This is a genomic window from Streptomyces sp. NPDC023541 (assembly GCF_055559995.1).
The window spans coordinates 65787-91624 of record NZ_JBVHJO010000007.1 but is presented as its reverse complement, the minus strand read 5'-3'; the positions used below and the strand labels follow the sequence as shown (position 1 = coordinate 91624).

Genomic DNA, 25838 nt, shown 5'->3' with positions numbered 1-25838 from the left:
AACGGTTGCGCCCATCCCCTCACTGATGGCCGGGAACGCTGTATACCCTCAGACCCGAAACCTCTTCCGCACGGCCCGTCAGGAGCAGCGATGCACGGCCCCGGCCTTCCGCCGCAGCACGCCCCCCAGTCCACCTCGGGCGGCGTGGTGACACTGCGCGTGCTGTTCATGCTGCTGCCCCTTCTGAGCTGCGGCTTCCTGGCATGGGGCTCGATGCTGCGGCTCGCGCTGGTCACCCGTAGGTCCCGGGACTGGACCCTGCTGGTGGCCAGCGGTGTGCTCGCCGTCGTCTGGATGACGCTGATCCAGCTGGACCCGACCCCCGACGTCGACGGCTGGCAGGGCAACCTCGGCGCCGGTGGCTCGATCCTCACGGGCTTCGCGATCTGCGTGTACTTCCTCGTCGCCGACATCAAGCACCACGAGGCCGTCAGGGCCTCGGCGCCCGCGCCCTGGTACCCGGGGCAGCCCATGCCGTACAACCACCCGCCGCAGAACTCGCCTTCCTACGGCTACCCGCACGCCGCCCAGGCCCCCACCGTGATCTCCGGCCAGACGCCGGCCGCCCCGCAGGTACCGCCGCAGCCGACCCCGCCCCCGCGCATCGGGCAGGTCCGCGCCGAACTCGACGAGCTCAGCGAGCTGCTGCGCAAGCAGACCCCGCCGCCCGGCGGGCACCACCAGGACCCGAACCAGACCGCCTTCCGGGATCCGCAGCAGTGACCGAACGCCTCATCGGAGACCGCTACCAACTGGCGAGCGTCCTCGGGCAGGGCGGCATGGGCCAGGTGTGGACCGCGTACGACCGCCGTCTGGACCGGCGGGTCGCCGTCAAGCTGCTGCGCCCCGACAAGGTCGCCGGCCCCGGCACGGTCGCCGAGGAGCTGCGCCGCCGCTTCGTGCGCGAATGCCGGGTCACGGCCCAGGTCGACCACCCCGGCCTGGTCACCGTCCACGACGCGGGCAGCGACGGCGACGAGCTGTTCCTCGTCATGGGCTACGTCGAGGGCTCGGACCTCGCCGACCACCTCGCCGCCCACAGCCCCTACCCGTGGCAGTGGGCGGTCGCGGTCGTCGCGCAGCTGTGCTCGGTGCTGTCGGCCGTGCACGCGGTGCCGATCGTCCACCGCGATCTGAAGCCCCGCAACGTGATGGTCCGCCCGGACGGCACCGTCCTGGTCCTCGACCTCGGCGTGGCCTCGGTGATGGACACCGACACCACCCGCCTCACCAGCACCGGCACACCGATCGGCAGTCCCGCGTACATGGCGCCGGAGCAGGCGATGAGCGGCGCGGTGGGCCCGTACACCGACCTGTACGCGCTCGGCGTGCTCCTGTACGAACTGCTCAGCGGCAACGTCCCCTTCGCGGGGTCCACCGCCCTGGGCGTGCTCCACCGCCACCTGTACGAGGCGCCGGTCCCGGTCCGCCCGCAGCGCCCGGAGGTCCCGCAGGAGCTGGAGGCGCTCCTGATGCGCCTCCTCGCGAAGGACCCGCAGGACCGGCCGTCCTCGGCGCAGGAGGTCTACGAGGCCCTCACCCCGCTGCTGCCGGCCCGCGACGGCCGCGGCCCGGTCCGCCCGCTGGACCCGACCCGGCCCTTCGTACGCCCCCTGGCCCCTTGGCCGGACCGGGCCGCGGTGATCCCGCCCCGGCCGACCACCCCGCCGCCGTCCACGCCGACGGGCACCCCCGTGCCGCCCACGTCCGCGCCGACGCCCACGCGGACCCCCGCGCCGGTGCCGGCGCCACAGAAGCCCGACATCCCGGGCGCCGTGGACCAGGCCCGCACGCTCCTGGACCAGGGCCGGCTCACGCAGGCCGTGGACATCCTCGGCGGGATCCTCCCGGCGGCGGCCGCCGAGCACGGCGAGCGCTCACCGGTGGTCCGCTCCCTGCGCAAGCAGTACGCGGCCACGCTGATGGACGACGGACAGTACCGCCGCGCCCTGCCCGAACTGCGCCGCCTGGCGGAGGAGTTCCCGGCCGGCGATCCCCAGTCCCTGCGGTTCCGCTACGACGCGGCGCAGTGCCTGGAGCAGCTCGGCGAGCCGGCCGCCGCCCTGGCGGAGTACCGCTCGCTGCTCCCGTACTTCGAGAACCGCTACGCCAACCCGGACCAGGCCCTGCCGCTGGAGATCCGCCGCCGGATCGCGCACCTGCTGCTCTCCCTCGGCGACCGCCCGGCGGCCCACGAGACCCTGGCCCGGCTGCTGTTCGACGCGGAGCGGCTGCACGGCCCGACCCACCCCTTCCCGTCGGAGATACGCCGCACCCTGCAGTGGCTGAGCCAGGTCCGCTGACGCGGGCTCGGCCGACAGGATCAGAGAGAGACGACCCGCTGCCGGCGGCGGGCGCCGCGGGTCCTGACGGCGGTGACCGCCAGGACCGTCAGGGCCACGGCCGCGACCGCCAGCCCGGGCACCAGCCCCGGCGGGCGGAAGGAGCACTCGACCCGTGTGGTGCCGGCGCCCAGCGGGACCGCGACCAGCCCCAGGTGGGCCGAGGCGGGGCGGCCGTTGCAGGTCCAGCCGGCGATCGCGGGGACGGAGAGGACCGCCGTGCCCGTGGTGCCCGCGGGCAGCACGGCCCGCACGCCCGCGGAGCCGACCCGGACCGAGGTCGCGGCCGTGGCCCGCAGGGCGGCCACCGCCGCGTCGAGGCGGGTGCGGTCCAGGCACGACAGGGTCCAGCGCGCGGGCGGGGCGGCGTCGAAGACCAGCGCCGAGGAGGCGCCGCGGGAGACGCCCATCGGCTGGAGGGCCGCCCGGTTGCGGGGGGCGCCGCCGTTCAGGCGGAAGGCCGGGCCGTCGGCGAGGCGGGCCGTGGCGTTGTACTCCGGCGCCCACAGGTAGGCCTCGGTGCCCGCACGGCAGACCCCGGGCGCGAGCGGGTCCTCGTAGACACGGGCGCCCAGCAGCAGTTCCTGATTGGTGAAGGGCGACTCGCCGTAGGAGACGGACGGGCCGGGCGGGCGGGTGGTCACCAGCGGGGGCACCTCGGCCCGCAGCACCGAGCCGTCCGGCTGAAGGCGCGCGCCGACCGCGAAGACGGCGTCCGTCACCGGGTTGTCGATGCTCTGGACGTTGCGGCCGCGCGAGGTCCAGCCGGCGCCGAGCGCGACCATCGTCCGCGTGAACACCTCGGGCGTGTGGCTGCTGTAGTACGAGCCGCCCTCCCCGCCCAGCAGCAGCGGGTCGTTGCCGGACAGCGCGGGCCGGCTCGGATCGGTGCGGTACGCCGGCCAGCCCCCGGCGGCCGCCAGGGCCCCGGCGCGCGCGGTGTGGCTCCGCCCCCAGGAGGGGTAGTCGTCGAGGCCGCCCAGTTTGCCCCGGTGGCCGAAGGCGGTCGTCGCCGCCGCCTGCGCGAGCAGGACCAGGGCCAGCAGCCCGGCCGCCGGGAGGACCAGGCGGCGGTGGCGCAGCGCCCACCAGGCCGCGACCGCCGACGCCAGGCCGCCCGCGAACAGCACGTACCCCCATGCCGTCGTCAGCGTGCTCCCGCGCGCCCACAGCGCGGCGGCCGCCAGCAGGCCCGCCCCCGCGGCCAGCGCCGGCGGCCGCGGCAGGCCGTGTTCCAGGGCGGTCCAGGCGGCGATGACGGCGATCCCGGCCAGGACGAAGGTCTGCCGGTACGGGCTGCCGTTCGGGGTGGCGAACAGGTGCCAGGCCAGATGGGTCGGAGCCCACTGGAGGGAGAGCGCCACGGCCGCCGTCAGCCCCGTCCACCACAGCCGGTCGCGCGGCGGCACCGCCCGGTGGAAGGGCAGCGCGGCGGCCAGCAGCAGCGTGCCGGTGCCCACGAAGACGGCGGGGGAGGAGAAGGAGTAGGTGCCGGGCAGCAGCCGGGCGAAGAGGTCGGCCCAGGACACCGGCCGGAACTCCTTGACCCACCCCGGGTAGGCCCGGCCCGAGCTGAGGAACAGCGGGAGCAGGACGGGCGCCGCCAGGGCGATGCCCGGCAGGGTGGTCCCGGCCACCCGCGCGGTCACCGCGATCCGCATCCGGAGGCCGTCCCGGGTCAGCACCATCCGTACCAGCAGCACCAGCGCGGCGCCCAGGGTCGCCATGTAGGCGGTGTAGAAGTTCGCCGTCCAGCAGACGGCGACGACCAGCGGCGCGAGCAGCACCCGCCGGCCGCGCAGGGCCCATTCACCGGTGAGGCAGAGAAGGGGGAAGGCGGTCAGCCCGTCCAGCCACATCGGGTTGTAGGAGGCTTCGATCACCGACCAGCCGCACAGCGCGTACGAGGCCCCGAGCAGTCCGGCCGCCCACCAGGGCCCCCGGTGGAGGGTGCGCAGCAGCCAGGCCATGGCCGCCGCCGCGGCCGCCGTTTTCAGCACCGTGACGACGTACACGGCCAGGTCGATGTCGGCGCGCGGGAACACGGCGACGAGGACGGACAGCGGGCTGGTCAGGTAGGTGCCGAGGTCGGGCAGGAAGCTGGTGCCGTACCCGGACTGCCAGTTGAACAGCAGTCCGCCCCGGGCGCGGCCGTGCAGGAGGTCCCACAGGTGCGCGTGGAAGGGTACGAACTGATTGCCGAGGTCGTTGATGCTGCGGTGGCGCGGTCCGTACGGGAAGACACGGGCGGCGGCGTCCCCGGCGCACACGGCCACCGCCGTGAGCAGGGCGGCGAGCGCCGAACCGGACAGACTGCGGCGGCGCGGCGAGCGGTGCGGTGTCGACATGGTGGGCCGACCCTGGCAGCACCGGGGGACGCGGGAGTGGCCGCGCAGTGGCCGCGACACGAACAGACACGTACCCCGGACACCCCGCGAATCGTTGGTCGAACCGGTGGCCCGGGCCACCCTTACTGCATACCATCGATCACCGCACGGCCCTTGTGCATTGACGCACAATCTCCCGGCCCTGGAGGCTCCTTTGCACCGTCGCACTGCGCTCTCCGTCTCCGCCGCCCTGCTCGTGGCGGCGCCCCTGCTGTCCGCCTGCTCGGGCGAGACCCGGCCCGGCACCGCGGCCGTCGTCGGCGGTGAACGGATCACCACCTCCGCGCTCCAGGCCCAGGTGGGCGACGTCCGCGCCGCACAGAACCGTTCCGAGCACGCCGCGACGCTCATCTCCAACACCCCGCAGCTGGACCGGATCAAGCTCGGCAAGATGATCCAGCTCCGGGTGCTGGAGCGGGCCGCGAAGGACGCGGGCATTTCGGTCACGACCAAGGAGGTCGAGGACGCCCGCAAGGCCCAGGAGGGCGGCAAGGGCGCGGCGGCTCTGGAGCAGGCGGCCCTCCAGGGCCGCGTCCCGCTCGCCGCCGGGCAGATCGACGAGGAGGTGCGCTTCCAGCTGCTGCTCGGCAAGCTGAGCGAGCGCTACGGCGAGGACAAGATCATCGAGCCGCTCGCCAAGGCCTCGCAGGCACTCCACATCGAGGTGAACCCGCGCTACGGGGCCTGGGACGCCCAGCAGGTCGGACTCGGCCCGGTGGAGACCTCCTGGATCACCCAGCGGACGCGCCCCGAGCAGGCACCCGCCGGAGCCTGACGTCCCGCGGCGGGGGTAGGTTCGGAGGGTGACCGACCACTCCCAGCCCACCGCCGCCCCCGAGCCCACCGGCCGTATCGTCCTGCTGACCACCAGCCACCGGGTCGCCCCCGGGGTGCTGTCCTGGCCGGCGTGGCAGACCCTGCACGCCGCGGACCGGGTGCTGTGCGCCGACCCCGGCCACCCGCAGCTGCCGTACCTGCGGGAGGCGGGCGTCGAGGTCGAGTACACGGCCCCGGACGCGCACGAGCTGGTCGAGGCCTGCGCCGGCGGCCGTACGGTCGTGGTGCTCCCGGCCGGGGAGGGCGACCGGCGGCTCACCGACGGGCTGGCCGGGCTGGCCGGCTCCGGCCGGGTCTCCATGCCCGACCTGGAACTGCTGCCCGGCTCGTACGACCTGCCGGGCGCGCGCCTGCTCGACCTGGTCCAGGTGATGGACCGGGTCCGGCGCGAGTGCCCGTGGACCTCCCGGCAGACCCACCGGGGCCTGGCCAAGTACGCGATCGAGGAGGCGTACGAGCTCGTCGAGGCGATCGAGGACGGCGACCGGGAGGAGCTGCGCGAGGAACTCGGCGACGTCCTGCTCCAGGTGGTCTTCCACGCCCGGATCGCCGAGGAGGGGGTCCCCGGCGGGGAGGACGAGAACGAGAACGAGGACGAGGACGACGGGGACGGCGACGGGGAGGGCCTCGGGGCCTTCTCCATCGACGACGTGGCCGGAGCCCTCGTGCAGAAGCTGATCCACCGGCACCCGCACGTCTTCGGCGACGCGGAGGCCGAGACCCCGGAGGACGTTCACGCGCACTGGCAGCGCACCAAGGCGGTCGAGAAGCGGCGCGAGTCGGTCACCGACGGGATCCCGGTGGGCCAGCCGGGCCTGGCGCTCGCTGCCAAGCTCGCGGGCCGGGTCCGTACGGGCGGGGTGGCCGTCGAGCTGCCCCGCGGCGACGGCATCGGCTACGAGCTGCTGCGACTGGCGGCGCGCGCCGAGGCGGAGGGGGTGGACCCCGAGACCGCGCTGCGTGCGGCGGCCCGCGTCTACCGCGACGCGATCCGGGCGGCCGAGGGCGTCGGAGCCGCCACGGAGTAGCCCTGCCACGGAGTGGCCCCGCACGGCGTGGCCCCGTACCCCTCCTCGGTTCCTACCTCAGTACTCCCTCGGGGCGCGGGCCGAGGGGTTGTGCCAGTGCGGGGCCGGGCGGTTCAGGAGCCACTCGGCGAAGCCCAGCGGGCGGCCGCCCTGTGCGGGGTCGGCGGCTCCGGCGGGCACGGAGTCGTGGAAGAGGCGGGAGGGGAGGGCGCCGAGCTCCTCCAGGAGCCGGGCGGTCTCGTCGATGAACTGCGCCGGCCCGCTGAGGTAGACGTCCTGGTCGGGCCACAGGCCACGGTTGCTCAGGGCGGTCGCGAGCCGCTCGGTGGCCTCGTTGCGGGGCCGGCCGGGGGCGGGCGTGATGTAGGTGACGTCGAGCCAGCCGCAGGAGGTGCCGTACGCGTCGATGAGCGGCCGGTCGTAGAGGTGCGCGCAGTCCCGGGCCACCACGAAGAGCCGTACGTCCTGATCGGGGGGCCGGTCCGCCAGTTCCTCCAGCATGGCCCGGATCGGGGCCCAGCCGGTGCCCGCGGCGATCAGGCTGACCGGTCGGTCGGAGCGGCGGAAGGTCAGGTGCCCGCCGGGGGCGCCGAGTCGCAGGACCTCGCCCGGCCGGGTCTCGCGGACCAGGGCGGTGCTGAGCCGCCCGTGGTCGATCCGGCTGACGTGCAGGTCGACGGTGCCGTCGGGGCGGGGGGCGTTGCCGATGGAGTAGGTGCGCCAGGTCCGGGGGACCCGGTCGCTGCTCACGCTCGTGTACTGGCCGGGGAGATAGGGGAAGGGGGCGTGCGGCCGCAGGGTGAGCACGCCGATGTCCTGCCCGTACTGGAGGTGGCGCACGACCTCCGCGTCCCACCACGGCGGGTCCTGGCTCGCGCCGGCCCCGGCGAGCATGGCGTCGGCGATCACCTGGTAGGCCTCGGTCCAGGCCTTCTCCACCTGCGGGGTCCAGGCTTCGCCGGAGGTCGCGGCGAGTGCGGCGAGCAGGCTGGAGCCGACGACCGCGTAGTGCTCGGGGCGGACCAGGAACTTGCGGTGGTCGCGGCCCAGGTCGCGCAGGTAGGGGCCGAGGGTCTCGTCGTCGTCGCCGAGACGGGATATGACGTGGGTGAGCGCCGCGAAGAGCCGGTCGCGCTGGCGTTCCATGTCCTCGGAGGAGACCGGGAAGAGGTCACGGACTCCGGGGTTGTGCCAGAACAGGTGTGAGTAGAAGAACTTGACCGCGTGCTCGGCCCGTCTCTCCACCACCGCGAAACTGCTTTTCAAGATCCTCACATCCACACGACCGAAAGTAGGAGTGCCGGACGGGGCGAGGTCAAGCGTTGTCCGATCTACGGACAGCCTCGACGAAGCAGTCATATGGGATGACCGGTCGGGTGGGCCGCGGCCCGCGCGGGTCCGCCCGTGCGCGGCGGCTACTGTCGGGGACATGCACGATCAGTCGTCCACTCCCTCCGTCGGCGCGGCGCCCGAACTCTTCACGTGGGAGTTCGCGACCGACCCCTACCCGGCTTACGCATGGCTGCGCGAGCACTCCCCGGTGCACCGCACGAAGCTCCCCAGCGGGGTCGAGGCATGGCTCGTCACCCGCTACGCGGACGCCCGCCAGGCCCTCGCCGACCAGCGGCTCAGCAAGAATCCGGCACACCACGCGGAGCCCGCGCACGCCAGGGGCAAGACCGGGATCCCGGGGGAGCGCAAGGCGGAGCTGATGACGCATCTGCTGAACATCGACCCGCCGGACCACACGCGGCTGCGGCGCCTGGTGTCGAAGGCGTTCACGCCGCGCAGGGTCGCCGAGTTCACCCCGCGGGTGCAGGCGCTCACCGATCATCTGATCGACGGGTTCGCGGGGAGGGGGGAGGCGGACCTCATCCACGAGTTCGCGTTCCCGCTCCCCATCTACGCCATCTGCGAGATGCTCGGGGTACCGCGCGAGGACCAGGACGACTTCCGTGACTGGGCCGGGATGATGATCCGCCACGGCGGCGGTCCGCGGGGCGGAGTCGCCCGGTCGGTGAAGCAGATGCGGACCTATCTCGGTGAGCTCATCCATCGCAAAAGGGATGACCTGGGCGACGATCTGATCTCCGACCTGATCCGGGCGAGCGACCACGGCGACCATCTGACGGAGGGTGAGGCCACCGCGATGGCCTTCATCCTGCTCTTCGCCGGTTTCGAGACGACCGTGAACCTCATCGGCAACGGCGTCCACTCCCTCTTCATGAACCCCGTCCAGCGCGAGCGCCTGCAGAGCTCCCTGGCCGCCGGGGAGAGCGGGCTGCTGGCCACCGGCGTCGAGGAACTCCTGCGCTACGACGGCCCCGTGGAGCTTGCGACGTGGCGGTTCGCCACCGAGCCGTTGACCCTCGGCGGCGAGCGCGTCGAGACCGGCGATCCCGTCCTGGTCGTCCTCGCGGCCGCCGACCGGGACCCCGAGCGGTTCACCGACCCGGACACCCTCGACCTCTCCCGGGCCGACAACCAGCACCTCGGGTACGGCCACGGCATCCACTACTGCCTGGGCGCGCCGCTGGCCCGGCTCGAAGGACAGACCGCGCTCGCGACCCTGCTGACGCGCCTGCCCGACCTGGAACTCGCCGTTCCGCCCCAAGACCTGCGCTGGCGTGGGGGGTTGATCATGCGAGGGCTTCGTACTCTTCCCGTTCGCTTCACGGCTCAAAACACTTGAGCGGGATCTGATCAAAAGTCAGATCCTGCTTGAACTTGTGACAATCGTTCGAAGGCCGCTAGGTTCTGCCGTTACCCCGCTGTTATGCGAAAGGTGATCCCTCATGCTCTCCGGGAACGGCCGTCACAGACGCCCCCGCCAGGTCCCCGCGCTGGTAGTCACAGCCGGAGTCACTGGCTCTGCGCTGGCCATGCCGCTGCTTGCCGCCACCAGTGCCACCGCTGCCGACACCGCCACCTGGGACAAGGTGGCCGAGTGCGAGAGCGGCGGCGCGTGGAGCGCCAACTTCGGCAGTGGCGCGTACGGCGGCCTCCAGTTCACCCAGGAGCAGTGGCAGAACGCCGGCGGTCTGGACTTCGCCGAGCGGGCCGACCTCGCGAGCCGCTCGCAGCAGATAGCGGTGGCCGAGCGCGTGCTGGCCTCCCAGGGCCCGCAGGCCTGGCCGCTGTGCGCGGCCTCCGCCGGACTGGACCGGCAGGGTCCGGCCGCGGTCGTCGACCCCGGCCTGCCCGGCAGCCCCACCGCGGTGGGACCCGCGCCGTCCCGCCCCGACGACACCGTGCCCTCCGCCAAGGGCGGCAAGCCGGCCACGGACTTCGGACTCTCGACCGCGGAGACCCCGAGCCCTTCGGGCACCCCCTTCCTGATCCCCGACGCGCCGTCCCTCGGACTGCCCGTCATGCCCGCGCCCGACGTTCCGACGACGCCCCCGGCCGACCCGGGCACCCCGGGCGCCCCGGTCCTCCCGACCGACCCGGCGACCCCGCCGGTGAGCCCCACCGACCCCACGGCCCCGGTCCTCCCGACGGACCCGACGGCTCCGACGGCGCCGACGACCCCGCCGGTCACCCCGGGTCCGTCCCCGACGGACCCGACGGCCCCCGCGGCACCGGCGGCCCCGGCGACCCCGGGCGCCACTCCGGCCGAGGGCAACGGCAAGCACCGCGGTGCGCCCTCCCCCGAGGAGGGCGCCCCGTCCGATGCCGCGCCGGACCCCGTCTACACCGTGCAGGCGGGCGACAGCCTGGCGACCATCGCGGTTGCCAAGGGCGTGAAGGGCGGCTGGAGCGGCCTCTACGAGGCCAACGAGCAGGTCATCGGCGAGGACGCCGATCTGATCAAGCCCGGGCAGAACCTGGATCTAACCACGTAATAAGGACAGTTGGTTCGCCCGGAAAGACCTTGATTGTCTGTTTTCGGCAAGTGAGACATGTGTCTCTTCCGGTCAACTGGCGTGTCCCGCCCGGGGCCTTGCGCAAACCCCGGTCTCACCTGCGCAAACACCTCTGCGGAGAGCGCAAGTAGGGCCCCTTTCTCCCCGATGTTCCTCGTTGAACATCGGGGAGAGCTGTGTCTACCTTCTGAATCGCTCGCCACCGCGAGCTCCTTCGACCGCATCGCCGAGTCCTGCCGGCGGACGGGGGGAACAGTCGTCGCGTAAAGCGCCGAAGGCAGGAGCGGGGGACCCAAGGTAGGCGCCGCGAGCGTCCGTTGAGAGACGGTCACGCAAGCGGCTTGGGGTTAAGCGGTGCGCTAGGTCGCGCCGCCGGGCACTCACAGGCCCGAACCCGACAGCTCACCTCGTAGGCGTCGGTGAGGAGAAACCTCATGCTGCTTTCCGGCAAGGGCAAGCACCGTCGCGCCTCCAAGGCCGTCCGCATCGTCACGCTCGCCGGTGTCGCCGGTGTGGCCGTCGCCGCCCCCCTGATGACCGCGGGCGCCGCCAGTGCCGCCACCGCGTCCGAGTGGGACAAGGTCGCGCAGTGCGAGTCCGGTGGCAACTGGGCCATCAACACGGGCAACGGCTACTACGGCGGACTGCAGTTCTCGTCCTCCACGTGGGCGGCGTTCGGCGGCAAGTCGTACGCCTCACAGGCCAACCAGGCCTCGAAGGCGCAGCAGATAGCCGTGGCCGAGAAGGTCCTGAAGAAGCAGGGCAAGGGCGCCTGGCCGCACTGCGGCAAGGGCCTGTCGAACTCCTCGTACACGGGCGGCTCCTCCGAGACCCCGGCCTCCACCAAGCCGAAGGCCGAGACGAAGAAGACCGAGACCAAGAAGACCGAGACCAAGGCCGCGCCGAAGAAGGACACCAAGCGCGCCGAGGCCCCGGTCACCCGCTCCGAGCGGACCGAGGCCCCTGCCGCGCCGAAGACCGGCAACGGCTCGTACGAGGTCAAGCCGGGCGACACCCTGGGCACCATCGCCGAGGCCAACGGCGTCAAGGGCGGCTGGCAGCAGCTGTTCGAGCTGAACAAGGACATCGTCTCGGACGCCGACCTGATCTTCCCGGGTCAGAAGCTGAAGCTCAGCTGACCGCTGCGGCAATAGCCGCAAAAGCGTACGCAACGCGCAGAATTCCCACCGCCCGGCGCCCTTCCCCCCACGCGCCGGGCGGCGGTGTGTGCGGCAGCGGAACCCCCGTCATGCGGGGCCCTATGTCCGGGAAGAGGGGTATTCGGGCCCTTTTTCGTCCCAGGACCCGGGCGGTCGGCAGGGTGAGTGCCCGGATCCGGTTAGGCTCTAGTCGGCCAGGCCGTCCCACGGCCTGACGCCACCGCACACCCAGCGTCACATCCCAGAAGGAGATGCTCGTGCCGTCCATCGACGTCGTCGTAGCCCGGGAAATCCTGGACTCCCGAGGCAACCCCACGGTCGAGGTCGAGGTGGGCCTCGACGACGGCAGCACCGGCCGTGCTGCCGTTCCGTCCGGCGCCTCCACCGGTGCCTTCGAGGCCATCGAGCTCCGTGACGGTGACCCCAACCGTTACTTCGGCAAGGGTGTCGAGAAGGCCGTCCTCGCCGTCATCGAGCAGATCGGCCCGGAGCTCGTCGGCTACGACGCCACCGAGCAGCGCCTGATCGACCAGGCCATGTTCGACCTGGACGCCACCGACAACAAGGGCTCGCTCGGCGCCAACGCCATCCTCGGCGTCTCGCTCGCCGTCGCCCACGCCGCGTCCGAGGCCTCGGACCTCCCGCTCTTCCGCTACCTCGGCGGTCCGAACGCGCACCTGCTGCCCGTTCCGATGATGAACATCCTCAACGGTGGGTCGCACGCCGACTCCAACGTCGACATCCAGGAGTTCATGATCGCCCCGATCGGCGCGGAGTCCTTCTCCGAGGCGCTGCGCTGGGGTGCCGAGGTCTACCACACCCTCAAGAAGGTCCTGCACACCAAGGGCCTGTCCACCGGTCTCGGCGACGAGGGCGGCTTCGCCCCGAACCTGGAGTCCAACCGCGCCGCGCTCGACCTCATCATCGAGGCCGTCAAGCAGGCCGGCTACACCCCGGGCAAGGACATCGCGCTCGCGCTCGACGTCGCCGCGTCCGAGTTCTACAAGGACGGCAAGTACGAGTTCGAGGGCCAGTCCCGCTCGGCCGCCGAGATGACCGACTACTACGCCGAGCTCGTCGAGGCGTACCCGCTCGTCTCCATCGAGGACCCGCTGTTCGAGGACGACTGGGCCGGCTGGAAGACCATCACCGACCGCCTGGGCGCCAAGGTCCAGATCGTCGGCGACGACCTCTTCGTCACCAACCCCGAGCGCCTGGCCCGCGGCATCGAGGAGGGCTCCGCGAACGCCCTCCTCGTGAAGGTGAACCAGATCGGCTCGCTGACCGAGACCCTCGACGCCGTCGAGATGGCCCAGCGCAACGGCTTCAAGTGCATGATGTCGCACCGCTCCGGCGAGACCGAGGACGTCACCATCGCCGACCTCGCCGTCGCCGTGAACTGCGGTCAGATCAAGACCGGCGCCCCGGCCCGCTCGGACCGCGTCGCCAAGTACAACCAGCTGCTGCGCATCGAGGAGATCCTCGACGACGCCGCGGTGTACGCGGGCCGCAGCGCCTTCCCGCGCTTCAAGGGCTAATCACGCTCTGCCTCCGTACGTCCCCGCACTCGGTCCCGTACCGTGTGCGGGGACGTATTGCGTAGTGCGTACAAAGGGGAGGCGGACCAATGGCCGGGAACCGGGATCGGTTCTCCACCTTCTCCACGGCGACGCGGCTCAAGCAGCTCGGTGAGCGGACCGCGGCCCACGTCTACCGCTCGCAGTCGCGTCGGCAGGTGCGCCGCAGCCGCCTCACCGGCAGGGCCGCGCTCCTGGTGCTCGTGCTCTGTACGCTGGTGGTCGCCCTCGCGTATCCGATGCGCCAGTACGTCTCCCAGCGCTCGGAGATCGCGGAGCAGCAGCGGGCCGCCGCCGCCGCGCGGGACCGCCTGGAGCGGCTCCGCGACGAGAAGGCCCGCTGGCAGGACGACGCGTACGCGGAGCAGCAGGCGCGCAAGCACCTGCACTTCCTGCGCCCGGGGGAGGTCGGCTACATCATGAGCGACCCCGGGTCCCAGCCCCCGGAGCCGCACCGGACCGGCCAGGCCGGGTCGGACCGCCCCTGGTACTCCAACGTCTGGGACGGCGTCGACAAGGCCGACCGCCCCGGCGAATGAGCACGGCGGTACCGGAGTACCGCAGTACCGCAGCACCCATCCACGAGAACGAAGAGACTTCCTCCAGGCATGCAGACGCCCCCGCCCCAGACCGACCGGACCGAGCCGACCGACGCGGACATCGAGGCGTTCGAGCAGCAGCTCGGCCGCCCGCCGCGCGGGCTGCGCGCCATCGCGCACCGCTGCCCCTGCGGTCAGCCCGACGTGGTGGAGACCGCGCCGCGGCTTCCCGACGGCACCCCCTTCCCGACGCTGTACTACTTGACGTGCCCGCGCGCGGCCTCCGCCATCGGCACGCTGGAGGCCAACGGCGTGATGAAGGAGATGCAGGCGCGGCTCGCCGAGGACCCGGAACTCGCCGCCGCCTACCGGGCCGCGCACGAGGACTACATCCGCCGCCGCGACGCCATCGAGGTGCTCCAGGGCTTCCCGAGCGCCGGCGGGATGCCGGACCGGGTCAAGTGCCTGCACGTGCTCGTCGGCCATTCCCTGGCCGCCGGCCCCGGGGTGAACCCGTTCGGCGACGAGGCCCTCGCGATGCTGCCGGAGTGGTGGGCCAAGGGCGCCTGCGTCACCCCGTGCGGCGAGAAGGCCGAGGAGTCCGAGTGACCCGGGTCGCGGCCATCGACTGCGGTACGAACTCCATCCGGCTGCTCGTGGCGGACTGCGACCCCGCTACGGGCGAGCTGACCGAGCTGGACCGGCGGATGATCGTCGTCCGGCTCGGCCAGGGCGTGGACAAGACCGGGCGCCTGGCCCCGGAGGCGCTGGAGCGCACCTTCGCCGCCTGCCGTGAATACGCGGCGGTCATCAAGGAGTTCGGCGCCGAGCGGGTGCGCTTCGTGGCGACGTCCGCCTCCCGCGACGCCGAGAACCGCGACGACTTCGTCCGTGGCGTCGTGGAGATCCTGGGCGTCGAGCCCGAGGTGATCTCCGGCGACCAGGAGGCCGAGTTCTCCTTCACCGGCGCCACCAAGGAGCTGACCGCGCACGAGCACCTGGAGCGGCCGTTCCTGGTGGTCGACATCGGCGGCGGCTCCACCGAGTTCGTGGTCGGCGACGACCACGTACGGGCCGCCCGCTCCGTGGACGTCGGCTGCGTCCGGATGACCGAGCGCCACCTGGTGGTGGACGGGGTCGTCACCGACCCGCCGACGCAGGAGCAGGTCGCCGCCGTCCGCGCCGACATCGAGGCCGCGCTGGACCTGGCGTCCGAGACGGTCCCGCTGGCCGAGGCGCGCACCCTGGTGGGACTGGCGGGCTCGGTGACCACCGTCGCCGGGATCGCCCTCGGCCTGCCCGAATACCGGTCGTCGGCGATCCACCACTCCCGGATCTCCTACGGGCAGGTCCGCGCGATCACCGAGCGGATGCTGACGGCCACGCACGCCGAGCGCGCGGCGATCCCCGTGATGCACCCGGGGCGGGTGGACGTGATCGGCGCGGGCGCGCTGGTCCTGCTGGCCGTCATGGAGCGCACGGGCGCCGAGGAGGTCGTCGTCTCAGAGCACGACATCCTCGACGGCATCGCCTGGAGCGCGGCGGCCGCCACCGCGTGACGGCCTGAAACGCCGGACGACGACGGCGTTCCGGGTCGCAGAACGGAGCGCCCCCGTCCTGGCCGCCGTCAGATGCCGCGGAGGACGTCGCGCCGATCGCCGACCTTGACGACGAGGACGACGAGCTCGCCGTCCAGGACCTGATGGGCGATCCGGTAGCCGTCCACGCGGAGCCGGTAGAGGCCGGCGCGGTTTGGTTGTGTACACGCGCCTGGCGAGGCCGGTGCCAGGGGATGGAAGGTCATCGCGCGTTCTGACCCCGTGGATCCCACACGCAGCACCTCCGGGACGGATGAACCGTGGGGTGCTGCGTGCGTTTCGGGCCTTCGCAACGGCCTTACGGGGGTCCGGGGTCGCCGCGCGCGGAAGAAGTTCGTGAAGTTCTTCACAAGGAAAAGTTCGCGATGGCGCACTGGAGGGCCGCTTCGGGCGGTTCCGGGGCTCCGCGGAGGCGTCGGGAGTGGGCGTTCGTGCGATGCGAGGAGGCCGACGAGTGGTGTCGGTAGGTATCCACGAACCCGGTGGTCTACTCCGGTTTCGGCCTTGGAGGCCAGTTCAGGACGGGTGAACAACGACTCCCGTAACCCCTTGGTTCCCGTTGCGCGTCATGACGTCCGTCACGTGGGCGGCGCAGTGTAGCAGAGGCCTCCCGAGTCCTTGTGAAGGGGCTCACGAGCAACACCCCATTGGGTGCTGGATACTCGTTCTCATGAGCACCACGGAGCGTCCCAGGATCCTCGTTGTAGGAGGTGGGTACGTAGGCCTGTACGCAGCCAAGCGCATCATGAAGAAGATGCGTTACGGCGAGGCGACCGTCACGGTCGTCGACCCGCGCTCGTACATGACCTACCAGCCCTTCCTCCCCGAAGTGGCCGCAGGCAGCATCTCGCCTCGGCACGTCGTCGTCCCGCTGCGACGCGTGCTGCCCAAGGCTGAGGTTCTCACCGGCCGGGTCACCAGCATCGACCAGGACCGCAAGGTCGCCGTCGTCACGCCGCTGGTCGGCGAGGCGTACGAGCTGCCCTTCGACTACCTGGTGATCGCCCTCGGTGCCGTCTCCCGCACCTTCCCGATCCCCGGCCTCGCCGAGCAGGGCATCGGCATGAAGGGTGTCGAGGAGGGCATCGGCCTGCGCAACCACGTACTCGAGCAGCTGGACAAGGCCGAGTCCACGACGGACGAGGACGTCCGCCGCAAGGCCCTCACCTTCGTCTTCGTCGGCGGCGGCTTCGCCGGCGCCGAGACGATCGGCGAGGTCGAGGACATGGCCCGCGACGCCGCGAAGTACTACTCCACGATCAAGCGCGAGGACATGCGCTTCATCCTGGTCGACGCGGCCGACAAGATCCTCCCCGAGGTCGGGCCCAAGCTCGGTACCTGGGGCAAGGAGCACCTCGAGTCCCGCGGCATCGAGATCTACCTCAACACCTCCATGGACTCCTGCGTGGACGGCCGCGTGGTGCTGAAGAACGGCCTCGAGGTCGACTCCAACACCATCGTGTGGACCGCCGGCGTCAAGCCGAACCCGGTCCTGGCCCGCTACGGCCTGCCGCTGGGCCCGCGCGGCCACGTCGACGCCCAGCCGACCCTCCAGGTCACGGGCACGGACTACATCTGGACCGCAGGCGACAACGCCCAGGTTCCGGACATGGCCGCCCGCAAGGCCGGCATCGAGAACGCCTGGTGCCCGCCGAACGCCCAGCACGCGCTGCGCCAGGCCAAGGTCCTCGGCGACAACGTCATCTCGGGCATGCGTGGCTTCCCGCAGACCGAGTACTCGCACTCCAACAAGGGTGCGGTGGCGGGCCTCGGCCTCCACAAGGGCGTCGCGATGATCGTCATGGGCAAGACGAAGATCAAGCTCAAGGGCCGGCTCGCCTGGTACATGCACCGTGGCTACCACGGCATGGCCATGCCGACCTGGAACCGCAAGATCCGCGTCTTCGCCGACTGGACCCTCGCCATGTTCCTCAAGCGCGAGGTCGTCTCCCTCGGTGCGCTGGAGACCCCGCGCGAGGAGTTCTACGAGGCCGCCAAGCCGGCGCCGGCTCCGGCCGCCGCCGCTGCCCCGGCCGAGAAGGCCAAGGCCTCCTGACCCTGCGTCGGGAACCCGGCCCTTGAGCCGGTAGAAGGTACGACCCCGAAGGGGCCGCCCGCCATCCGTGGTGCGGGCGGCCCCTTCGGCGTACCCGGGGCCGCGGATGGGTAGAGGGATGGGTCGGAACTTTGTGGAGGTGCGCCATGACCGACGCCGCTCCGCGGCTGGCCGCTCTTGCCGAGACCCTGCTGGGCGGCCCCCTGCCCGTGCGCATCCGCGCGTGGGACGGGAGCGAGGCCGGGCCGCCCGGCGGCCCCGTGCTCGTCGTCCGGGGCCGCCGTGCCCTGCGCCGGATGCTGTGGAAGCCCGGCGAACTGGGCCTGGCCCGGGCCTGGGTGGCCGGCGAACTGACCGTCGACGGCGATCTCTTCGAGGTGCTGGACCGGGTGGGCGGCCTGCTCTGGGAGCGTGACCGGGAACCCGTCCCCGCGCCCGCCCCCGCCCCGTCCCGCCTGGCCGCGCTGCGCACGCTCCTGCCCCGGCGCGCCTCGGCCGCCGCGGGCGCCGCCGCCGGCACCGCCGCGCTGCTGCGCGACGCGGAAGCGCGGGGCGCCGTACGGGACCTCGTCACCCTCGCCCGCCCGCTGCCGGCGCCCCCGCCGCCCGCGGAGGAGGCGCCCCGGCGCGGCGGCCCCCGGCACACCAGGGGCCGCGACCGGCAGGCCATCGGCCACCACTACGACGTCGGCAACGACTTCTACGAGCGGGTCCTCGGCCCCTCCATGGTGTACTCCTGCGCCTACTGGACCCCCGGCTCCACCCTGGAGCGGGCCCAGCGCGACAAGCTCGACCTGGTCTGCCGCAAACTCGCCCTGAAGCCCGGGGACAGGCTCCTCGACGTCGGCTGCGGCTGGGGCTCCATGGCCCTGCACGCGGCCCGCGAGTACGGCGCCCGCGTCACCGGGATCACGCTCTCGCGCGAACAGGCCCTGTACGGCCGCAAGAAGGCCGCGGACGAGGGCCTGGCCGACCTGGTCGAGATCCGGATCCAGGACTACCGGGACGTCAAGGACGGCCACTACGACGCCATTTCCTCCATCGGAATGGCCGAACACGTCGGAGCCGACCGCTACCGTGACTACGCCCGTACCCTGCACGGCCTGCTGCGCCCTGGCGGCCTGCTGCTCAACCACCAGATCGCCCGCCGGCCGGAGGCCGACGAAACGGCCTACAGGGTGGACGAGTTCATCGACGCGTACGTCTTCCCCGACGGCGAGCTCTCCCCGGTCGGCACCACGGTCGGCGAACTGGAACGGGCCGGCTTCGAGGTCCGCGACGTGGAGGCGCTGCGCGAGCACTACGCCCTGACCCTGCGGGCCTGGGTGGCACGGCTGGAGGAGCACTGGGACGAGGCCGTGGCCCTCACCTCGGCCGGCCGGGTCCGGGTCTGGCAGCTCTACATGGCCGCCTCCGCCCTCGGCTTCGAGCGGGGCCGCCTCGGGGTCAACCAGGTGCTCGCGGTGCGGCCCGCGGGCCGTGGGGACTCGGGGCTGCCGCTGCGGCTGCGCACCTGGGGCGCACAGGCGGGCTGATCGTTCCTGCGAGGGCGACGGGAAGGGCCCCGGGGCATGTCGCCCCGGGGCCCTTCCGTGTCCTTCCGCCGGTTTCCGCGCGGCGCTCCTACTCGGTCTTGATGGCGGTCAGCATGTTCAGGCGGGCGGCGCTGCGGGCCGGCCACATGGCGGCCAGGACGCCGACCACTGCGGCCAGCAGGAGGAAGATCCCGATCCGGTCCCACGGGAGGATCAGCTCGTAGCCGGGCATGGCCTTCGCCAGCGTGGAGCCGACGGCCCAGGCGAGGAAGATGCCGATGGCGACGCCGAGGACGGCCCCGAAGAGGGAGATCACCACGGCTTCGAGGCGGATCATGTTCTTGACCCGGCTGCGGTCGAGGCCGATGGCCCGCAGCATGCCGATCTCCTGGGTCCGCTCGAAGACGGACATGGCCAGCGTGTTGACCACGCCGAGCACCGAGATGACCAGCGCCATGCCGAGCAGGCCGTACATGATGTTCAGCATCGTGTTGATCATGCCGCCCATCTCGTTGCGCATGTCCTGCTGGGTGGCGACGGTGATGGCCGGGTTCTTGCCGAGGGCGTCGACGACCTTCTGCTGGGCGGCCTTGGAGGCCCCGCCGTCGACGTTGACGTACACCTCGGGGATGTACATCTCCTCGCTGTGCTCGCTGAGGACCTTGTCGTCGATGACGTAGGGGGAGAGCAGGCCCTCCATGTCCTTGAAGATCGCGCCGACCTTGACGGACGCTTCGCTGCCGTCGTCGTACTGCAGCTTGATCGGGCTGCCGACGGTGAAATTCTGCTTCTTGGCGGTCTTCTCGGCGACGGCGACCTCGCCCTTGCCGAGGCTGTCGAGCGAGCCGCTGAGGACCTCGACGTTGAGGAGCTGGCCGATGGTGGCCGGGTTGACGCCGGATGCGGCCCGGAAGTCACCGTCGACCAGGAAGTAGCCGGCCGTCTGCGGGGAGACCGCCTTGATGCCGGGGGCCTTGGCCAGCGTCTCGGCCACGGACTTGTCGAGGCTGCCAGCGTCGGAGGACATGGAGACCCGGTAGTCGGCCTTGAGCTTCTCGGTGCTCATGCGGTCGACGACCTTGCCGACGGTGATGCCGAGCACGGACAGCGTGGTGACGAGGGTCAGGCCGATCGCCAGGGAGGCGGCCGTGACGGCGGTGCGGCGCGGGTTGCGGACGGCGTTCTGGGCGGCCAGCTTGCCGGGGACGCCGAAGACCTTCTGCAGCAGCGGGCGGACCGCGCCGATGACCGGCTTGGAGAGCAGCGGCAGCAGCACGATCATGCCGATCAGCATGAAGAAGGCGCCGCCGCCCATGGTCATGCGGCCCGTGTCGCCGCCCTTGGACACGCCCAGGAAGACCAGGCCGATGCCGGCGAGGCTGATGACCGACCCGAGGATGTTGCGTACGAGCAGGGACTTCGAAGTGGCCGGCAGGTGGGCGCTGCCCATGGCGGCTACGGGTGCGATCCGGCCGGTGCGCCAGGCCGGCAGCACGGCGGCGACGGTGGTGACGACGACGCCGATGACGAGGGCGGCGACGACGGTGCCCGGGGCGATCACGGGGGCGCCGCCCGGCAGCTTGGCGCCGAGGGAGCCGATGACGGAGCGGATCCCGATCGCCAGGCCGATGCCGCCGAGCAGGCCGGCGGCGGCCGACAGGACGCCGACGACGAGGGCCTCCGTCAGCACGGAGCGCATGACCTGGCCGCGGTTGGCGCCGACGGCGCGCAGCAGCGCCAGCTCCTTGGTCCGCTGGGTGACCAGCATCGTGAAGGTGTTGTAGATCAGGAAGATGCCGACGAAGAGCGAGATGCCGGCGAAGACGAGCAGCATCGTGCTGAGGTTGCTGAGGCCCTTCTCGATCTGCTCGGCCTGCTCGTCGGCGAGCGCCGCGCCGGTCTGCGCCTTGGTCGTCTTGCCGTCGATCAGCGGCTTGATGTCGGCGAGCAGCTTGTCGGCGGAGGTGCCGTCCTTCGCGGCGACCGACAGCTCCTGGAAGTAGCCGGGCTTGAGGTAGAGCTCCTGGGCGACCTTGGTCTCGAACAGGACCAGGCTGCCGCCGGCCTGGACGGCGCCGTCCTCGGTCGTGAAGACGCCGGCGAGGGAGTACTCCTTGACCGGGCCGTTGGTGGCGACGCGGACCTTGTCGCCGACCTTGTAGCCGCCCTTGTCGGCGGTGGCCCTGTCGAGGGCGACCTCGTCGGCCCTGGCCGGGCCGGCGCCCTGGACGAAGGCGTAGCGCGGGTTCTTGCCGTCCTTGACGGGCATGTAGTTGGCGCCCTGGTTGGACCAGCCGGAGCCGATCAGCTTGCCGCTCTCGTCGCCGACGCCGGCGAAGCCGGAGACGCGCCCGGAGACGGAGTCGACGCCCGGGAGCGCCTTGATCTTGTCGAGGGTCGGCTGGCCGAGGCCGGGCTCGCCCTCCTTCTGGCCCTGCTCGTTGCGGCCCTGGCCGTACGAGGTGACCGAGACGGCGACACCGTCGTAGCTCTTGGCGGACTGGCCGGAGAGGGACTTCTTGAGGGTGTCGGTGAAGACGAGGGTGCCGGATACGAAGGCGACGCCGAGGGTGACGGCGAGCACCGTCATCAGCAGCCGGGCCTTGTGCGCGAGGACGTTGCGCAGGGCGGTACGGAACATGGGCGATCTCAGTCCTGGGGCTGGAAGTCTGGAGGAAGGGCCGGGGCGGGACCCGGGATCAGCTGGTGCGGCCCTTGGCGTCGAAGGCCTTCATGCGGTCCAGCACGCCGTCGGCGGAGGGGCGCAGCATCTCGTCGACGATGCGGCCGTCGGCCAGGAAGATGACCCGGTCGGCGTAGGAGGCGGCGACGGGGTCGTGGGTGACCATCACGACGGTCTGGCCGAGCTCGCGCACGGAGTTGCGCAGGAAGCCGAGGACCTCGGCGCCGGAGCGGGAGTCCAGGTTTCCGGTCGGCTCGTCGCCGAAGATGATCTCGGGGCGGGAGGCCAGGGCGCGGGCGACGGCCACGCGCTGCTGCTGGCCGCCGGAGAGCTGGGTGGGCCGGTGGCCGAGGCGGCCGGAGAGGCCGACCATGTCCACGACGGTGTCGAGCCACTGCTGGTCGGGCTTGCGGCCCGCGATGTCCATCGGGAGCGTGATGTTCTCCAGGGCCGTCAGCGTGGGCAGCAGGTTGAACGCCTGGAAGATGAAGCCGATCTTGTCCCGGCGCAGCTGGGTGAGCTGCTTGTCCTTCAGGGAGCCCAGCTCGGTCTCGCCGATGCGGACGGAGCCCGCGGAGAAGGTGTCCAGGCCGGCGACGCAGTGCATCAGGGTGGACTTGCCGGAGCCCGAGGGGCCCATGATCGCGGTGAACTGCCCCTGGCCGAAGTCCACGGAGACGTTGTCCAGGGCGACCACCTGGGTCTCGCCCTGGCCGTACACCTTGGAGAGGCCGGTGGCGCGGGCGGCCACGGCCTGGGCGGTGTGCGGGGCGTAGTTCATGGTGGTCACAGGACGGCTCCTCGGTCTGTTGTGCGGGGACCCCTCCATCTTCACCGCGGCCTTACCCGCCGCGGATCAGCCGCCGTGCCTGTTCCCGGGCCCACTCGAGACTGACGGCGGGCGGGCCCGCCTCCTCCTCTGGTATGACAGGAGCTCCGGCAGGAGATGACAGGAGCCCTGGTCGGCGGGCGGTGGCCCGGGGTGGCGCGAGGGGTGGCGCGGGCCGTCGAAATCCCGTCATTCCCGTACAGGTGGTGATCGACGTCCAGAACGGGCCGACCGTGCATTCTGGGGTCTGACGGACCCTCAAGCGCCAATAAAATCAGACAACATCGGATAGGTGGCCGGTCGGCGGCGAGTGTGTTCCGGATAGGCTCGGCGCAGCGTTCAAGGCTTTTTCCACGGGGGCCGCCACGCCCTGCCCGGATGGTGGAATGCAGACACGGCGAGCTTAAACCTCGCTGGCCTTCGGGCCGTGCCGGTTCAAGTCCGGCTCCGGGCACTCCGCAGCTCTGGCGAGGTACCCCTCGCGGCCGCGGCGGGACTCCCTCGTTTTATCCTCTGCGCTTCGCCATGCCTTCTCCTAAGATCCTCCTCCAGCAGTAGGGTGCTTTCTTTGCGAGCGCATTACTCTTGTTGCAAGGCCGCGCTCGGTGGCCACGGAGGAGTGAGATGAGGAGCAGTAACCCGGTCTTCTCGCGACGGGGGTTCAGCCGCGACAACGGTGGCTACGCGGGCTTTGACGCGCAGCACCAGCAGGCCGGGACCAACCCGTACGCGACGAACCCGTACGCGACCGACCCGACCACGGGTATGCCGCAGGCGCCGGCGCGCACCAACGCGATGACCATGGACGACGTCGTGAGCCGTACGGCCATGACGCTCGGCACGCTCATCGTGACGGCCACCCTCTCCTGGGTGCTGCTGCCCGTCGACCCGGCGAACCTCAACAAGTCGTACGCGATCGGCATCGGCGCCGCCCTGGTGGCGTTCGTCTTCGCGATGATCCAGTCGTTCAAGCAGAAGGCCGCCCCGGGCCTGATCCTGGCCTACGCGGCGTTCGAGGGCGTGTTCCTCGGCGTGATCAGCGCGGCCACCAGCACCTACTTCGGTGCCGGCGTGGTCATCCAGGCCGTGCTGGGCACGATGTGCGTCTTCGCCGCCGTGCTCTTCTCGTACAAGATGGGCTGGATCCGCGTCACCCGCCGCTTCTACGGCTTCGTGATGGCCGCGGCCCTGGGCTTCATCCTCCTCATGCTCGCGAACACCCTGTTCGCGGTCTTCGGCGGCGGTGACGGCCTCGGCTTCCGCAGCGGCGGCCTCGGCCTGCTGTTCGGCGCCATCGGCGTCATCCTCGGCGCCTGCTTCCTCGCCCTCGACTTCAAGCAGGTCGAGGACGGCGTGACGTACGGCGCCCCGCGCGAGGAGGCCTGGCTGGCGGCCTTCGGCCTCACCATGACCCTGGTGTGGATCTACATCGAGATGCTGCGCATCTTCCAGATCCTCTCGGGCGACGACTAGCAGGACCTGCGGGCCGCCAGGCCCGCCCGGTCCGGCACACGGCACGGGGAAGGCCCCGCGAGCACACCGCTCGCGGGGCCTTCCCGCGTCCAGGGGCCAGGGGGTGGCTTGTCGGGGCCAGGAGTGGTCAGCCGAACCTTCGTGCGGCCCGGCGCAGGTCGTACTCGTGGATGATCGCCTTGGCCTGGCCGTACGACAGCTCGTGCGCGCCGCGCAGCCAGCTGACCTTCTCCTCGAACCGGACGAGCGAGGGGCCTTCGTCGACGGTGCGGAGCCAGTAGGAGACCTCACGGCCGGTGGTCAGGGGGATTCTGTCGATCATGTTGCGGTGGGTCTGCTCGGAGAACTCTACGGACATGGGCGCCTCCGGAGGTTTTGCCGTGCTGTTCTCTTCACGCCACCGTGCCGGAGAGTTCGCCCATTGGCAATGGTGCCCGGGCGGCGCGTAGGGTCGGCCGGGTGCTTGACACTTCGCCCCTGAGCGCCGCCGTGGAACGTTTCGCCGACCGCCTGCGGGCCGCACCGCAGAGCCGCCTCCAGCAGGGAGCGGCCGCCGCCGCGCTGGACCTGGCCCGTGAGCTCTCCGTACGCGCCCAGCGGCTGGAGGAGCCCGGGCGGGCGCCGCGGGAGATGCCGGACGAGGGCCTCTTCGTCGTCGGCGACCAGGTGGCGGTGGCCGGCCGGGACCTCGCCGAGGCCCTGCGCGCCGGGGCCGGCGCCCCGGACACGGCGAAGGCCCCGTCCGAGATGCTGGACGAGGCCGTGTCGCTGGTGGAGCAGGCGGAGATCAGAGCGATGCGATGACGCGGTCCGCGAGGATGTAGACGTTGCTGTCGGGGTCCTCGGAGTCACCGCAGGAGAAGGTCAGCGCGTAGGCGCCGGAGATCCCCGAGCCGCCCAGCAGGACCGGCGCGGTGCCCGAGCGCAGCGCCTCGGCGAGGCGCTCCGCGGTCTCCCGGTGCCCCGGGGTCATGCAGAGCGTCGTGCCGTCCGTGAAGACGTACACGTCCAGCGTGCCCAGCGGGCCGGGACGGACGTCCGCGAGGGCCGTACGGGCCTCCGCGAGCTCTTCCAGACGGTTCACGGTGCGCTCGTGGTCGGCGCCGGGGTGCGAGGCCTGGGCCGGTACGAAATCGGGGTGCGAGGGGTGGCGCCGGCGGGCGGCGGCCAGTTCGGCCGAATCCTCCGGGTAGCCGGGCAGCTCGTCGAGGGCCTCCTCGCCCAGGACCGGCTCCAGGCCCACCAGGTCGGCCTGCCGGGGCAGGAAGACCGGGTTGTCCTCGCCGAGCCCGGACAGACCGCCCAGCAGCGACGGGGCGTCGGCGGCGTCACGGGCCTCCTGCGCCGCCCAGAAGGCGCGCGCCTCGGCCAGCTCGCGCTCGCGCTCCTCGGCCAGGGCCTCGGCCACGGCGGCTCGTATCTCCGCGGCGGGGGAATCGGCGGCGTGGCGGGCGTGCGGGACGGTCGTGCCACGGGCGTGGACCGGCACCGCCAGCTCACTGCGCAGGGCGGTGACCTGCTTGCGCAGACCGTGGACGGCGTGCAGAGCAGCAGCGCCCACAGCCGTGGCAGCGGCCGTGGTCAGCAGCAGGGCAAGAGACATGGCGCTCACTGACTAACTCCTGAGGTGATTCGATCCCCCGACTTCCTACATCAGAGTGTCCCGGCCTGGGAATGGCGTGCAGTGCATTACGTCACGAAATGGACAGGGCTTTCGTCACACCTTGCACCCCTGCGGCGGTGCTGACCTGCGTAAACACCGATCCCCCAGGACATAGGTCACATCCTGGGGGAGATTCGGTCACAGGTCGGCCGCGACGGGATTAGAACCGGCGTCAGCACGGGCCGAGGGTCCTTGCGGCGTCTGGCCCCACACTTGATCCAGTAACCGGACCCCTACTTTCGGCCACGTACGGGCGGGGGTTTCG

General features: G+C 71.8%; 21 protein-coding genes, 1 tRNA gene, 1 pseudogene and 1 riboswitch. Of the genes and pseudogenes, 16 read left to right on the top strand and 7 right to left on the bottom strand.

Going from position 1 to position 25838, the window contains the following annotated elements; genetic code table 11:
- Window positions 1-90 precede the first annotated feature (90 nt).
- Window positions 91-723, top strand: coding sequence for a hypothetical protein (locus ACZ3X1_RS18975; RefSeq protein WP_362625439.1), 633 nt, complete (start codon window positions 91-93; stop codon window positions 721-723).
- Window positions 724-779: 56 nt separating this feature from the next.
- Complete coding sequence (locus tag ACZ3X1_RS18970; protein WP_467280555.1) at window positions 780-2303, top strand: protein kinase domain-containing protein; 1524 nt, start codon at window positions 780-782, stop codon at window positions 2301-2303.
- A 20-nt stretch (window positions 2304-2323) separates the two neighbouring features.
- Here the strand turns inward: ACZ3X1_RS18970 and ACZ3X1_RS18965 are convergent, their stop codons facing one another.
- A complete protein-coding gene (locus ACZ3X1_RS18965) occupies window positions 2324-4690 on the bottom strand; it encodes a YfhO family protein (RefSeq protein WP_467280348.1) in 2367 nt (788 codons plus the stop codon).
- A gap of 193 nt (window positions 4691-4883) precedes the next feature.
- On the opposite strand from ACZ3X1_RS18965, the gene ACZ3X1_RS18960 reads away from it, so the two are divergent.
- Complete coding sequence (locus ACZ3X1_RS18960; RefSeq protein ID WP_362625433.1) at window positions 4884-5504, top strand: SurA N-terminal domain-containing protein; 621 nt, start codon at window positions 4884-4886, stop codon at window positions 5502-5504.
- Between the two features lie 28 nt (window positions 5505-5532).
- The gene (locus ACZ3X1_RS18955; protein ID WP_467280347.1) at window positions 5533-6594 is read left to right on the top strand and encodes a nucleoside triphosphate pyrophosphohydrolase; all 1062 of its coding nucleotides are present in this window, start codon (window positions 5533-5535) and stop codon (window positions 6592-6594) included.
- 57 nt (window positions 6595-6651) lie between these two features.
- Here ACZ3X1_RS18955 and ACZ3X1_RS18950 read toward each other — a convergent pair whose 3' ends face one another.
- A complete protein-coding gene (locus ACZ3X1_RS18950; RefSeq protein ID WP_467280346.1) occupies window positions 6652-7842 on the bottom strand; it encodes a globin domain-containing protein in 1191 nt (396 codons plus the stop codon).
- 181 nt (window positions 7843-8023) lie between these two features.
- Here ACZ3X1_RS18950 and ACZ3X1_RS18945 point away from each other — a divergent pair, with 181 nt between their 5' ends.
- The 7 genes from ACZ3X1_RS18945 (at window position 8024) to ACZ3X1_RS18915 (ending at window position 15295) form a co-directional block, all read left to right on the top strand.
- Window positions 8024-9286 carry a cytochrome P450 family protein gene (locus tag ACZ3X1_RS18945; protein ID WP_356813471.1) on the top strand — a complete coding sequence of 421 codons (1263 nt, stop codon included), beginning with the start codon at window positions 8024-8026 and terminating at the stop codon, window positions 9284-9286.
- Between the two features lie 190 nt (window positions 9287-9476).
- Window positions 9477-10439: a transglycosylase family protein gene (locus ACZ3X1_RS18940; protein WP_467280345.1), complete on the top strand. Its 963-nt coding sequence runs from the start codon at window positions 9477-9479 to the stop codon at window positions 10437-10439.
- 280 nt (window positions 10440-10719) lie between these two features.
- Window positions 10720-10891, top strand: a riboswitch (cyclic di-AMP (ydaO/yuaA leader).
- A gap of 3 nt (window positions 10892-10894) precedes the next feature.
- Window positions 10895-11599 carry a transglycosylase family protein gene (locus tag ACZ3X1_RS18935; RefSeq protein ID WP_356813469.1) on the top strand — a complete coding sequence of 235 codons (705 nt, stop codon included), beginning with the start codon at window positions 10895-10897 and terminating at the stop codon, window positions 11597-11599.
- A gap of 272 nt (window positions 11600-11871) precedes the next feature.
- Window positions 11872-13158 (top strand): phosphopyruvate hydratase, encoded by a 1287-nt coding sequence (gene eno, locus ACZ3X1_RS18930; RefSeq protein WP_031150828.1) that lies wholly within the window; start codon window positions 11872-11874, stop codon window positions 13156-13158.
- Window positions 13159-13247: 89 nt separating this feature from the next.
- The gene (locus ACZ3X1_RS18925; RefSeq protein WP_356813467.1) at window positions 13248-13736 is read left to right on the top strand and encodes an FtsB family cell division protein; all 489 of its coding nucleotides are present in this window, start codon (window positions 13248-13250) and stop codon (window positions 13734-13736) included.
- Window positions 13737-13805: 69 nt separating this feature from the next.
- Window positions 13806-14345, top strand: a complete 540-nt coding sequence (locus ACZ3X1_RS18920; protein WP_356813465.1) for a DUF501 domain-containing protein — start codon at window positions 13806-13808, stop codon at window positions 14343-14345.
- Window positions 14342-15295: a Ppx/GppA phosphatase family protein gene (locus ACZ3X1_RS18915; protein ID WP_467280344.1), complete on the top strand. Its 954-nt coding sequence runs from the start codon at window positions 14342-14344 to the stop codon at window positions 15293-15295. The genes ACZ3X1_RS18920 and ACZ3X1_RS18915 overlap by 4 nt, the downstream gene beginning before the upstream one ends.
- 68 nt (window positions 15296-15363) lie before the next feature.
- On the opposite strand, the pseudogene ACZ3X1_RS18910 reads toward ACZ3X1_RS18915, so the two are convergent.
- A pseudogene (locus ACZ3X1_RS18910) lies at window positions 15364-15483 on the bottom strand (type II toxin-antitoxin system RelE family toxin); the annotation flags it as partial.
- A 521-nt stretch (window positions 15484-16004) separates the two neighbouring features.
- Between ACZ3X1_RS18910 and ACZ3X1_RS18905 the strand changes: the two are divergent.
- Entirely contained in the window at window positions 16005-17390 is a 1386-nt protein-coding gene (locus tag ACZ3X1_RS18905; protein ID WP_356813463.1) for an NAD(P)/FAD-dependent oxidoreductase, read from the top strand.
- Between the two features lie 146 nt (window positions 17391-17536).
- Window positions 17537-18925 carry a class I SAM-dependent methyltransferase gene (locus tag ACZ3X1_RS18900; RefSeq protein WP_467280343.1) on the top strand — a complete coding sequence of 463 codons (1389 nt, stop codon included), beginning with the start codon at window positions 17537-17539 and terminating at the stop codon, window positions 18923-18925.
- Window positions 18926-19013: 88 nt separating this feature from the next.
- Here the strand turns inward: ACZ3X1_RS18900 and ACZ3X1_RS18895 are convergent, their stop codons facing one another.
- A complete protein-coding gene (locus tag ACZ3X1_RS18895) occupies window positions 19014-21566 on the bottom strand; it encodes an ABC transporter permease (protein ID WP_467280342.1) in 2553 nt (850 codons plus the stop codon).
- A 58-nt stretch (window positions 21567-21624) separates the two neighbouring features.
- Entirely contained in the window at window positions 21625-22389 is a 765-nt protein-coding gene (locus ACZ3X1_RS18890) for an ABC transporter ATP-binding protein (protein WP_467280554.1), read from the bottom strand.
- A gap of 420 nt (window positions 22390-22809) precedes the next feature.
- Here ACZ3X1_RS18890 and ACZ3X1_RS18885 point away from each other — a divergent pair.
- Both ACZ3X1_RS18885 and ACZ3X1_RS18880 read left to right on the top strand, forming a co-directional pair.
- Window positions 22810-22891, top strand: a tRNA-Leu gene (locus ACZ3X1_RS18885).
- 170 nt (window positions 22892-23061) lie between these two features.
- Window positions 23062-23910 carry a Bax inhibitor-1/YccA family protein gene (locus ACZ3X1_RS18880; RefSeq protein ID WP_356813460.1) on the top strand — a complete coding sequence of 283 codons (849 nt, stop codon included), beginning with the start codon at window positions 23062-23064 and terminating at the stop codon, window positions 23908-23910.
- Window positions 23911-24037: 127 nt separating this feature from the next.
- Here ACZ3X1_RS18880 and ACZ3X1_RS18875 read toward each other — a convergent pair whose 3' ends face one another.
- Window positions 24038-24268 carry a DUF4287 domain-containing protein gene (locus ACZ3X1_RS18875; RefSeq protein ID WP_356813459.1) on the bottom strand — a complete coding sequence of 77 codons (231 nt, stop codon included), beginning with the start codon at window positions 24266-24268 and terminating at the stop codon, window positions 24038-24040.
- A 101-nt stretch (window positions 24269-24369) separates the two neighbouring features.
- Between ACZ3X1_RS18875 and ACZ3X1_RS18870 the strand changes: the two genes are divergently transcribed.
- A complete protein-coding gene (locus tag ACZ3X1_RS18870) occupies window positions 24370-24714 on the top strand; it encodes a hypothetical protein (protein ID WP_356813458.1) in 345 nt (114 codons plus the stop codon).
- On the opposite strand, the gene ACZ3X1_RS18865 is transcribed toward ACZ3X1_RS18870, so the two are convergent.
- A complete protein-coding gene (locus ACZ3X1_RS18865; RefSeq protein ID WP_356813496.1) occupies window positions 24698-25513 on the bottom strand; it encodes a hypothetical protein in 816 nt (271 codons plus the stop codon). The genes ACZ3X1_RS18870 and ACZ3X1_RS18865 overlap by 17 nt on opposite strands.
- Window positions 25514-25838 lie beyond the last annotated feature (325 nt).